Below are 11,733 nucleotides of genomic sequence, written 5' to 3' on the forward strand. Positions count from 1 at the left end.
ACCTCCTATTAGCAAAATACATAATCTAAATGAGTAAATTGCTTTTATTTATCTCTTCTTGCAGTGCACGCAAACGTTTGTACTGCTGCTGCACGGCTTCAATATATGCTGTAAAATAGTCGAGCTTTCCGGCTTTTTTGGAAGCTGATTTCATCGCACGCCAAATGCGGACTGCCTGCTTATAATTTTGCCGCGATTTCTGCTGAATTTCTTCCATCGCATAAAAATGGTAAAGAGGGAGTGCAGTTTCCGGTGACTGTGCGACAACATCCTTTAAACCGCATTGATCTAAATAAGGAACCGATGAAGGATAGAGCTGATGAAGTGCAACCCACTCGTCCAAACGATTGTGACGCAGTAAATAGTTTGAAAACGACTCAATACCATAACGGCCGAACGAAGAGTACAATGCGAGCTCCTCACTATCACTCAGTTGAACTTGACTGTATAGGTGATCGAGCTTACGCGTAAATTTCTGGCGACGTATTGGCAATAAGTTGTCCTGCACAAACGTTTGTAAAAAAGGAAGTGCCTTTTTTAAAATAACGGTCGCCTCATCAACATAGTCTTTCTGTAATGCATATTGGGCTATGTCGATAAACCCTTCCACATTATTTTCACTCATTGTTTCAACTGCTTGTTCCAGTTGTGACGGCGAACTTAATAAAATATAAAAAATGGATTTTACTACATTTAATTCGATATCTGTATTGCTATCATCGCTTTGTTCCAAAAGAGCCAGTTCATTTTTTAAGCGCTTTTGTTCATTAAATAGCTTTGTCCAAAACTGCAAATACAATGATAGCCGGAATGCTGTTGCTCCTTTTTCGATAAAAAGAATCTCGTGGACATTTTTCTGAATGGCATCAAAAAATGGCTCGGTTGCAAACAGCCGTGTTGTTTTACTTAATGTATCAATCGACCGCTGAATTCGGCTTAACGTATTTTCCAAAAAGAACTGAACATAATGATGACTCAAATCTGCTTTCGTTTTGACTGCATGTAACAGAAAATGTTTCGAAACGGCGATATCCATAAACAAGTTAAACAGCTCCTGCCATTCCTGCTCATAGGGGCGGTGGCGCTGCAGCTTAGAGCGAATATTTTCAATTAAGCCTGATAATGTATATGGCTCCAATGGTTGCGGACCTTTAATTGCATAATTAAGCACTTCGTCAGCCATCATCTGCCAGTTTTCAGGACTGCGCTCAGATGCCAATGACTGGAGCGGAACAGATCTTTTAGAACGCCAAATAGAAAGCCATTGCTGCAGTGAAATAAAATATTGCGACAGCTTTAAAATAATTGCAAGCTGGTGGCGGCATAGATCTTTTTTAGGACAGCTGCAGCTGATCGTTTGTTCCGGAAAATTAATCGTCACTTCCGCTGTATTGACGTCCTGAACTTGGCATACCAGTATTTGGCTGAATCTTGAATAGTGCGGTGGCTTAATTGCCTGATTACGGACAGAGAACATGGCGCGTGTCACCAATTCTGCATCTTCATTTGCTGAAGGGAGAAGCTGTTCTTCAAAGGATTGTAATGTATGTTGAATAAAATCTTTATGTGCATGGGCAATCTCGGAAAAAGATAAACTCAAAACGGGTTTCCCCTCCCTAATAATTAATTGCATTGGAAATTTTAACTTCATTCAAGGTGAAGGAAGAAAAAAAGTCGTTCCTTCCATTATAATACGAATCAAGACAAATCGGTAATGTGAAGAGACATTGAATAAATTTTTTAAGCGAATAGGCCATTTTTGAAGGTTTGAAATGTAGAAAGTATGGGGAAACTATAAGCAACAGAGAAATTGATTGAGTTTCAAGAACACTTACATGATTACATCCATATGATAAATGAAATTAGGTCTTATGACTCGGATAAATCCCAACGAAAATAAGTGAAGGAGGAATTCCCATGATTCAAGTTCAATTTATGAAACCATTCTATACAAAAATGACGGGCACGAAATTACGCTTAGTCTTTGCTTATCAATACTTTTCCATTACAAAAGACGAGGAAGTTTTTCATTTCATTCCGATTGAAGGGAAAGAAATGATTATTGATTTAAATTCAATGCAAGTCGAAAATTTATCGGAAGTGTTTGTATTCCAGCGCGGCAATCGTTTCGTACGTCTCCCACTGTATCAGCTGTTACTCGTATCAAACGTACACGAATATTTAATGCCGATTATTGAAAATGTCTCAAATAATGTAACACCGTTAAAAAATGAAACGTCACCGGAATTTGATGAAGAAGTTGAAGGGATTGTGCGAGTATTGGAAGAAAGTAATTTATCCCGTTTAATCGATGAAGCACTCGAATCACGTGACGAAGTATTATTCCACAATTTAATTGCGGAAAAGGAACGATTAACTGGAGGCTATGCATCGTGATTGCCCAAATAAACTAAACCCTGTTAGCTAATATTAGCTAATGGGGTTTTTGTATGTATATTACCGATGGTTCTTTTCAATTAGTATAACTATCCCTTTCAAAGGCAAAATAATAGGAAAGCGTTCATTAAACAGCTTGAATAATAAAAACTATTTCACACAGCGAGCAGAAAGTTGTATACTGTAATGCAGGACTAATTTTCAAGCATTTACAGGCAACCATTTGAACAACCATTCCGTCCTATAAATGAACGGAATTTTAAAACTGTATTAAATGAAGTTATTCAATTTATTGGTAACGAATGCAGGCAAAATGCGTGAAACAAATTATACAACAATCAAACAATGAGATATAGCTTTTTTGAAAGTGAAGGAGAAACGATCATGACAAAATCAATCTGTGTCGTTGGCTTAGGATACATCGGTTTACCAACGGCGGTAATGTTCGCAAATCACGGCGTAAAGGTACATGGTGTTGATGTGAACCCGGCAGCTGTGAAAAGTATTCAGGATAAACAACTACATATTGAGGAGAACGGCTTACAGGAGCGCCTGAACAAAGCGGTGGATGAAGGCTTTTTAACGGCATCAACGACACCAGTCGCTTCAGATGTGTATATTGTCGCGGTACCATCACCGATTAATCCGGACAATACAGCGAATTTAGAATATGTTCGTCAAGCAACAGCTTCAATCGTACCTTTCGTGAAAAAAGGCGATTTAGTTATTTTAGAATCAACAGTACCACCGAAAACAGTGGAAAATGTGATGCTGCCTGAATTAGTGAAATCTGGTTTGGAAATCGGGACAGAACTATTTGTAGCCCACTCTCCAGAACGCGTTATTCCGGGCCGTATTTTTGAGGAGCTTGTAAACAATGACCGTATTGTCGGCGGGATTTCACAAAAATCAGCAGAGCTTACGAAAGAACTGTACGAAACATTTGTTAAAGGCACGATTCATTTAACAGATGCAACGACAGCTGAATTAGTAAAAGTAATGGAAAACACATATCGTGACGTAAACATTGCATTTGCCAACGAATTAGCAAAAATGGCAGAGAAATTAGATGTAAACATTTGGGAAGCGATTAAGTTTGCGAACTATCACCCACGTGTAAACGTTCATTTCCCGGGACCTGGTGTAGGCGGTCACTGCATCGCGGTTGATCCTTGGTTTTTAGTTGAACTAGGCGGGGAACAAGCCCAAATCATTCATCTATCACGTAATACGAATGACTCAATGCCAAGCTTTACAGCACAAAAAACACAGGCGATTTTAAATAAAAACGGTATTGCAGGGGCGACAGTTGCTGCTTTAGGTTTAGCATTTAAAGGAAATGTGGATGATATGCGTGAAAGCCCATCGACAATTGTAATCGATGAGTTGGAGAAACTAGGCTTAACTGTTGTTTCACATGACCCGCACATTAAGCAAAACAAACATAAAACACAAACACAAAGCATGCAGGAAGCGTTGGAGCAAGCTGATATTTTAGTGTTCCTGACAGATCACAAAGAATTTAAAGAGCTGGACCCGTCAAAATTAAATGCGAAAAGCAAAATCGTATTCGATACGAAAAACTGCTTAAACCGCGAAGCATGGGAAAAAGCAGGCTTCCAGTTCCACTTACTTGGAGATGCGAAGAACTAATATTGAAAACTTGGCAGTGCGTCTAAACGTACTGCCAACTGTTTTTTTAGATGGATTAAAAAGAAGGGAAGACTATATATGAAAGAAACCGTACTCGGCATTCAAGTAAATACTGAAAGCTATGAAGAACTGCTTCCAAAAGTATTTGATCAAATCGAAAAGCAGCAAAAATCGTTAATCGTAGCCATAAACCCGGAAAAAATTATTAAGGCAAAGGAAGATCAGGCATTAAAGACACTCCTTAATAACGCAGAGTTTCAAATTCCGGATGGCATTGGCGTTATTTTGGCGTCGAAAATCCAGAAGGGTCAAATTACATCACGTGTAACAGGTGTTGATATGATGCTTCGTCTCTGTGAAGAAGCAGCACAGCGTAAAAAGCCTGTTTTCCTTTATGGAGGGAAGCCGGGAATTGCCGATCAGGCCGCAAAGAAATTACAAGAACTCTATCCATCTATCCAGATTGCCGGCACACAGGACGGCTATGAAAAGGATAATCAAAAAGTAGTGGATAAAATTAATGAAGCGAAGCCGGATTTACTGTTCGTAGCGATGGGTTCTCCAAAACAGGAAAACTGGATTAATGCAAATCGGGATCAGCTTCATCCGACAATTTATCAAGGTGTTGGTGGGTCGTTTGACGTATTGGCCGGTAATGTGAAAAGAGCACCAGAAGCTTTCCAGAAAGTTGGTATGGAATGGTTTTACCGTTTAATGAAGGAGCCGCACCGGATTAAACGCCAAATTGCTTTGCCTTTATTTTTATTGGAAGTGGCACGTGGATCGAAGAATAACAAGTAATCGAAAAAAAAACATGTAATCTTTGTAATATTTGATTGTTTATTTGTAATGTTAATGATACACTAAATTCAGTAGTGAGATTTCCTCTACGATATATATTAAATTTTAACTTTTCCCTGCAAGGAAAAACTCGGTTGGTAGCCCGAGAAAAAGGCTTTAGCATTTAGATGCTAAAGCCTTTTTCTTTTTTGGTTTTTGTCGAATTTTAGCGAACTGGTTCTATTAATTCGTACCATTCATACACTAACCAGGTAGGAAAAAATATGGTCATATAAATAATAACTATATTACAAAAGTAATATACTAGTAATAATTGTAATGTATAAATTCCAGTTAAATCCTTGGTATAACTGCATTATATATCCATTTTTATTACTTTTTAATGTTATGTAAACCAATAATTTCCAAGATTTTTAGTTATATTTGAATAGTATTGGAAATTAATTGTCAAAGAAAATGTTGTTTTTATTAGTAGATGTATGTCATAATTAAAGAAATTTGAAGTTATCTGAATATATTTACGGATTCATATCTTGCAGTCTAATAAAATAGTATATTTTTGGGTTTATTGGCAAAAAAAGATTGACATAGTAAATGTATACTACTAGAATTTATGTGTAGTTAGTTTTTCTGCACATATTTCGTGTGGGTAACTAAAATTATTATTTTCACTTATGAGGAGGAAATTTTTCAATGGCTAACCAACCAAAGAAATACAAAAAATTCGTAGCAACAGCTGCGACAGCTACATTAGTAGCATCTGCAATCGTACCAGTTGCATCTGCTGCATCATTATCTGACATCGCTGGTAACACACACGAGGAAGCGATCAACGCTTTAGTTGATGCAAAAGTTATCTCTGGTTACCCAGATGGCACATTCAAGCCAAACAAAACTTTAACTCGTTCTGACGTTGTTAAGTTATTAGGTAAATACTTAGTATCTCAAGGTCATTCAATTCCAACTGACGCGGTTTCAAACCCACGTTTCAGCGACTTAACTTCTAAGTCAAACAAAGAATTATTAGAGTATGCTGCAGTAGTAGCTGACGCTGGTGTTTTTGCTGGTTCAAACGGTAAATTATTAGCTGGTGACCAAATTACTCGTGAAAACATGGCAATCGTTTTAGTACGTATGATCAATACGTTAAAAGACGTTAGCTTAGAAGAATTTGTAGCTTCTCAAAACTTTAATGGTGACGTTAAAGACTTAAACGTAGCTAAAGCTGAAGCGCGTACAGCTATTCAAGTTTTAGACTTCTACGATATTACTAATCCATCAGTAGCTAACTTCAATCCAAAAGGTAACACTACTCGTGGTCAATTCGCTACATTCTTACACAAAACAATCAACTCTGACTTCGCTGGTGCTGCTGCAACAACAGGTACTGTTAAGGCAATTAACAATACTACTGTTGAAGTAACATTTGGTGAAGAAGTTGCTGACATTAAAGCACTAGACTTCAAAATCGAAGGATTAGAAGTATCTAACGCTGTAGTGAAGCAAACTGACAAAAAGACTGTTGTATTAACTACTGCTGCTCAAAAAGCAGGTACTGAATATACAGTAACTGTAAACGGTAATGCTGTAGGTAAATTCACAGGAGTTTCTGCTGTAATTCCAACTGCTATTAAAGTAGTAGAACGTTCACAGCAAGGTGTTCTTGGTCAACAAGTAACAGTTAAAGCTGAAGTTACTGTTGCAGAAGGACAATCTAAAGCAGGTATTCCAGTAACATTTAACGTTACTTCTGGTACAAATACTTCATTAAATACTCCTGAAGTATTCGAAGCAAATACAGATGCAAACGGTGTTGCAACATTTACTTATACTCGTTATGCAAACACAACTGATGATGTTGTAGCTTATGCTACTGGTGATCGTACTAAGTTCCAAGCTGGTAAAGTTTACTGGGCAGCTGCTAAGCAATTAACAATCAAAGAAAAAGCTGAAGGTACTGTATTATCTAACGGATCTAAGAAAGTATTCGAAATCGATGCACCATCTAAAGCTGGTAAATATGTATTCGTAACATTCGAAAACAACGTTGGTGTTACAACTGACAAATTAACTCGTTCAGTATTCGTAGAGGGTACTGGTTTATGGGAGCAACAAAATAATTCAATCGGTGTAATTGGTGCTGGATCAAGCCAATACCCATATGAAATTACAAATGGTGCAAACCGTGTAGTTCCAGTATTACTAGATTCAAAAGGTAAAGCGAACTTAGTAGTAAGTGGTACAAACGGTAAAGTTACACCAGTGGTATATGAAGGTGTATTAAAAACTTCTGGTTTATCTAATAACCCAGGATCAGTAGTTGGCGACTTCGCTAACATTTTATACAACCCAACAGCTTTACAAGCTAAAGCTGCAGAAGTATCATTTGAAATCAAACATTCATTAGGTTTAACAGTTGAAGCTAAAGGTGTTTCAAATGCAGCAGTAGCAATTCGTGGAACTGTTCAAACAGGTGGTCGTGATTACACTGCTACTTACGTAGATAAAGACGGTAAACCAGCTAAAGCAGGCGATATCGTACATGTAGCTATTCAAAATAATAGTACTACTTCAACTAACGCATTCTTAGTAGATGAAGATGGAAATGAATTAGCTCACACGTTTAACGACGGTTATAAACACTATGCATTACAAGTTAAGGGTACTGAAGGTAAAGTGAACTTCACTGTAGCTTCATATCATGAAGAAGCATTTGCTGCTCCAATCGTATATGTAAATAATGGTACTGGTCCAGATGCACATAAAACAACTTTAGATGCATCAGATTTACAAGCACAAGCAGAATCTGTATACTTCACAAAAACTATTCAATATACAGCGGAGTTAGTAGCGTTAGATAAGAATGGTAAAGAAACGAAATCAGTTCGTGCTGGTGGAGATGAGTTTGTAGAGTACTCTTACAACTTATTAGACCAAAATGGTAAGCCACGTGCTTATTCTGCGGCTGCTACAAACGTTACATTTAACTTCACAGCTGGAACAAATTCAATTGTTGCTGGTGGTAAGACAATTACTTCAGGTAACCCAGGTTCAGTAACAGGTTCAATTGCTCCTGGTGCACTTTCAACTAAAGTAAAAGTTACTTCTACTGAAGCTGGTTCAGTAACTGGTTATGCAACAGCTTCTCACGTAGGTGCAGCTGCACTTCCATCAACTGATGCAGTAACTGTGGCATTCACTTCAGTATCTACATTAGTAACACGTGGTACGCTTGATGCAACAATTTCAGCTACTGGTACACAAATTTCTATCGATGGTGTTCCATATAGCTTAACAGGTGCTACTTATTTAAATAACGGTACTGTGGTTCCAACTTTACAAGCATTCCGTGCTCACTTAGTAGCAGGTGTAACAGTTGACGTAACTAAAGATGCTGATGGTAACTTAGTATTCAACGTATTACAAGGTGCTGGTTCTATTAATCCAACATCACCAACAGAAATTTTAACTGCTGTAAACAATGCTACATCTGAAACTGAGGTAAAAACTGCTTTAGCAAATGTTTCACAATATAAAGCATTGACTGCAGCGGGTAAAGAGGCTGTTTCAGCTGACGTATGGAACACAATTAACACAGGCGGTACATTTGCAAACTATAATGCTTTAGTTTCTGATGTTGTTACAGCATCTAATATTGATCCTACAGCAGTAGCTTATTCAGCTGCTAACACTGGTTCTGCAGCGACTCAAGCAACTATTACTGGTTCTACTAACAGTACTTTAAAAATTGATTCAAATTCTAATTTAGCGGATACTAATTACAATGGTGTTGAAATTGATTTAGTAGATACTGATTCTAATAACACAACAACTACGGCAACTTTCACACCGGCTTCAGGTGGTTCAGCTGCTAAAGTTACAGTTGAGCTTGCTGGTAAAACAGTTGATGGTGTTTATGAAGTTACTTCTAAATTATCAGATGTAAAAGCAGCTATTGAAGGATTAACAGGTGTGAATCTAAAAGTATCAGCTACTGATAATGATTTAACAAAATTAGCAGCGGTTGAAACATTAACTTTAGCTGGTGGTGTAGATGCAGTTCCAGCATCAAAAGCTACAATCACATTAACTTATACTTCTGCTCCTGCAGTTCAAGTAGGAGATGCTGTTTCATTCATTATCGATACAGCTGGTACAGAAGCTACAGTATCAGGTACTGTTAAATCTGTAAATGCAACTACAATTGTAATTGAATTTACAACAGATCCTGCAGTTGCTTCTGGTGCAACATTAAAATCAATTAAAGGTGTAACTACTGTTGACTTTGATGTAGTGTCAGGTTCAGTAACGTTCTAATTTTCTGCATACCCTTCACTGGGTGGTGTACAACCAATTCTGCTAATTCACTAGAATTAAAGAATTGACGAAAGGCTCTACATGGCTTCGGCTGTGTAGGGCTTTTTCTTTTTCCCCTTCAGCCTATGCTCATGTTTAGAGCCGTAATAACTTACTTTTGAAATATTTAATATTACTATGAAGTAATAAAAGAATGCCTTTCATTCCTAATGTGGAGTGAAGGGCTTTTTCTATTTTGAGGAGGAATAACAAATGGAAGAAGAGCAAAAGAAAGTACCTGCAAAGAGAATTCAGTTAGTGGATGTAGTGTTGGAGAGAAAGGGATCGCAGTTGTTCTCAGGAAGACGTGTTCGATCGCCAGAGGATGCGGCAAACATCATTCGAGATTTTATTGGAGACAGCGACAGAGAGAATTTTGTGGTGCTGGGATTGTCTACGAAAAATGAGCCCCAGTTGCTGCAAGTCGTACACACAGGTTCCATCAATGCATCAATTGTCCATCCGAGGGAGGTCATAAAAGCACTCGTCATTTCAAATTGCAGTGGATGTGTAGTGGCACATAATCATCCATCGAATGACGTGACACCATCACCGGAAGACATAGAGGTAACAAATCGCTTAGTTGAGGCAGGTGAAATCATAGGTATTGATGTAATGGACCATCTAATACTGGCATCGGATAAGTTCCTATCATTAAAAGAGAAAGGTTATATGTAAAGGGGGGTCTATAATGAATGCATTCAAGCGATTAGCAGAAGTGATGTTGGAGAAGTATGGTATCTCTGTTCCCCTCAGTGAAGTAGGAATGGAATCTGTCACCTTGTTTAAAGAGGAGTTTGATGAAGACCTAGTACCAGCAGGGATTGTTGACCATTTAGAGGGTCCAATTGAAACAGAAAGTGCTAGTTACATTGATGAAAAGGGTGATGAACATCTCGTGATTTTAGTGGAAACGGATTCGGTTGATCCTTATGAAGTTTGGTTACTCAATGGTGAAGTAATATCGAATGAATGTGGATTTGACGATGATGTACATTAGAAAATATGCGCAAGTGCTGATTAATGGTGATACCTATTACAGGGAAAAGAATATCATCGGGTACTATGGAAAGTTCCTAACAGAACCAGTTGCACCATTTGAGATTATTGAGGAAGTAGTAATCGATGTGAAAGAAATCATTTATTTAGTAAACCGAATACAAGATGTAAAAATTAGAAACATCATTCGTCATTATATTGCTCATTTAGAAAAACTGGTAGTCGAAAAAGAAGAAACTTAAATGAGTATTCTTAAAGAACTCACGTCAAAAGTAATGGGAATCTTGCGACAAAACTAAATAGACCGTAGGTCAAAATGGAGAAGTTCATGCCACACAAGGTATGAGCTATTTTTGTATGCAGAAAAACTGACGACATTATATAAATACTGTCGTGAGTGTAGTGTAAGACAACTTGAAAAGGTGGTGATGAATGAATGTGGCAACAAGTAGCAGTCGCAGCAGCAGTAGCTGTTGTTAGCGCAATCGCAAAAGAAATCATTGAGGAGAGATAGAATGGTCATCATGTGTAACTGTCGATTAACAGGTAAGCCATGTAAGTTGTGTAGAAGTGGTTTAGTCGTATGGTAAGAAAAAAATTGAGGTAACGGTTCGAGTATGAATCGTTGCTTCTTTTTTTGAGGAGAGGAAACAATGGAAATTTCGGTAATAGAACAATTTAAGCAATGGCTCATTGAAGATGGAAGAGCCGAATCAACTGTACAGAGCTATGTGAATGATGTTCAGAAGTTTAATAAGTACCTACAAATAAAAGACTGTGATCCTGATGTACTGATGAATCGATTTTACTTTACATCTTATATAAAGCATCTTCAAAAAGAAGAAACAAAGCTAAATACCATTAATAAAAAGATTACCTCATTCAAGGTATACAATGACTGGTTATTTCAAAACAGCATGGTAGAAGAAGTGTTTGTCCGCATCAAGAAAGATAAAATTCGAGTGGCAGCTGGTTCAGAAGATGAGGTGACCGTGCTGACAGAGGAACAAGTGGAGCAGTTTCTGTTCCATCTTGAGAAGGAATCGCAGCGAAACAAATGCATCGGCTACCTCCTCCTCTACACAGGTGTACGAGTGACAGAGCTTGTGCAAATCAAACTGCGTGACATTGACCATCTGACAGCGCAACTGAATGTGCTAGGAAAAGGAGGAAAGCAGCGGCAGATTCCACTTCGCAAAGATGTGCTGGAAGCCATCGAGACGTACCTACAAGGTGAACGAAGTGAAAGTCGATTCCAGCAAAGTGAGTACCTTTTGGTAAGTCAGAGGGAAAAAAAGATGCACAGAGATGCGGTAAGAAGGTGGCTGCAAGAGACAGGGAAGAAACTTCAGTTTCACATCTACCCACACATGATCCGTCATACGTTTTGTACAAGATTATTAAAAAATGGGGTAGAAATAGCAACAGTTTCTAAACTAGCAGGTCACGCTAATTTAAATACAACAATGAAACATTACATTCATATTTCAAAGCAAGAGAAACAAAACGCAGTAGAAAGACTATAAA

The 11,733-nt window shown here is 37.9% G+C and carries 9 protein-coding genes; 8 read left to right on the plus strand and 1 reads right to left on the minus strand.

Annotation, left to right across the window (positions count from 1 at the left end; all coding sequences use genetic code 11):
* Positions 1–25: 25 nt before the first annotated feature.
* Positions 26–1,600 carry an SWIM zinc finger family protein gene (locus MHH44_RS03855; protein ID WP_340797846.1) on the minus strand — a complete coding sequence of 525 codons (1,575 nt, stop codon included), beginning with the start codon at positions 1,598–1,600 and terminating at the stop codon, positions 26–28.
* Between the two features lie 317 nt (positions 1,601–1,917).
* Here MHH44_RS03855 and MHH44_RS03860 point away from each other — a divergent pair, with 317 nt between their 5' ends.
* The 8 genes from MHH44_RS03860 (at position 1,918) to MHH44_RS03895 (ending at position 11,732) form a co-directional block, all read left to right on the plus strand.
* Positions 1,918–2,397, plus strand: coding sequence for an IDEAL domain-containing protein (locus MHH44_RS03860; protein ID WP_008404409.1), 480 nt, complete (start codon positions 1,918–1,920; stop codon positions 2,395–2,397).
* A 384-nt stretch (positions 2,398–2,781) separates the two neighbouring features.
* Positions 2,782–4,050 (plus strand): nucleotide sugar dehydrogenase, encoded by a 1,269-nt coding sequence (locus tag MHH44_RS03865; RefSeq protein ID WP_340797847.1) that lies wholly within the window; start codon positions 2,782–2,784, stop codon positions 4,048–4,050.
* A gap of 78 nt (positions 4,051–4,128) precedes the next feature.
* Positions 4,129–4,851 carry a WecB/TagA/CpsF family glycosyltransferase gene (locus MHH44_RS03870; protein WP_340797848.1) on the plus strand — a complete coding sequence of 241 codons (723 nt, stop codon included), beginning with the start codon at positions 4,129–4,131 and terminating at the stop codon, positions 4,849–4,851.
* Positions 4,852–5,544: 693 nt separating this feature from the next.
* Positions 5,545–9,168 carry an S-layer homology domain-containing protein gene (locus tag MHH44_RS03875; RefSeq protein ID WP_340797849.1) on the plus strand — a complete coding sequence of 1,208 codons (3,624 nt, stop codon included), beginning with the start codon at positions 5,545–5,547 and terminating at the stop codon, positions 9,166–9,168.
* Between the two features lie 252 nt (positions 9,169–9,420).
* A complete protein-coding gene (locus tag MHH44_RS03880) occupies positions 9,421–9,885 on the plus strand; it encodes a JAB domain-containing protein (protein WP_340797850.1) in 465 nt (154 codons plus the stop codon).
* Between the two features lie 13 nt (positions 9,886–9,898).
* The gene (locus MHH44_RS03885) at positions 9,899–10,207 is read left to right on the plus strand and encodes a hypothetical protein (protein WP_340797851.1); all 309 of its coding nucleotides are present in this window, start codon (positions 9,899–9,901) and stop codon (positions 10,205–10,207) included.
* Positions 10,194–10,448, plus strand: coding sequence for an ATPase (locus tag MHH44_RS03890; RefSeq protein WP_340797852.1), 255 nt, complete (start codon positions 10,194–10,196; stop codon positions 10,446–10,448). Before MHH44_RS03885 ends, MHH44_RS03890 begins: the two co-directional genes overlap by 14 nt.
* Positions 10,449–10,859: 411 nt before the next feature.
* The gene (locus MHH44_RS03895; protein WP_340797853.1) at positions 10,860–11,732 is read left to right on the plus strand and encodes a tyrosine-type recombinase/integrase; all 873 of its coding nucleotides are present in this window, start codon (positions 10,860–10,862) and stop codon (positions 11,730–11,732) included.
* The last annotated feature ends 1 nt before the right edge of the window (position 11,733 follow it).

Source organism: Solibacillus sp. FSL K6-1126, assembly GCF_038003445.1.
In the GTDB taxonomy this organism is placed as follows: domain Bacteria; phylum Bacillota; class Bacilli; order Bacillales_A; family Planococcaceae; genus Solibacillus; species Solibacillus silvestris.

What these genes read in the sequence shown, in the direction of transcription:
- MHH44_RS03860 (WP_008404409.1), top strand. Translation starts at nt 1,918, where the DNA reads ATGATTCAAGTTCAATTTATGAAACCATTCTATACAAAAATGACGGGC.
- MHH44_RS03865 (WP_340797847.1), top strand. Translation starts at nt 2,782, where the DNA reads ATGACAAAATCAATCTGTGTCGTTGGCTTAGGATACATCGGTTTACCA.
- MHH44_RS03870 (WP_340797848.1), top strand. Translation starts at nt 4,129, where the DNA reads ATGAAAGAAACCGTACTCGGCATTCAAGTAAATACTGAAAGCTATGAA.
- MHH44_RS03875 (WP_340797849.1), top strand. Translation starts at nt 5,545, where the DNA reads ATGGCTAACCAACCAAAGAAATACAAAAAATTCGTAGCAACAGCTGCG.
- MHH44_RS03880 (WP_340797850.1), top strand. Translation starts at nt 9,421, where the DNA reads ATGGAAGAAGAGCAAAAGAAAGTACCTGCAAAGAGAATTCAGTTAGTG.
- MHH44_RS03885 (WP_340797851.1), top strand. Translation starts at nt 9,899, where the DNA reads ATGAATGCATTCAAGCGATTAGCAGAAGTGATGTTGGAGAAGTATGGT.
- MHH44_RS03890 (WP_340797852.1), top strand. Translation starts at nt 10,194, where the DNA reads ATGATGTACATTAGAAAATATGCGCAAGTGCTGATTAATGGTGATACC.
- MHH44_RS03895 (WP_340797853.1), top strand. Translation starts at nt 10,860, where the DNA reads ATGGAAATTTCGGTAATAGAACAATTTAAGCAATGGCTCATTGAAGAT.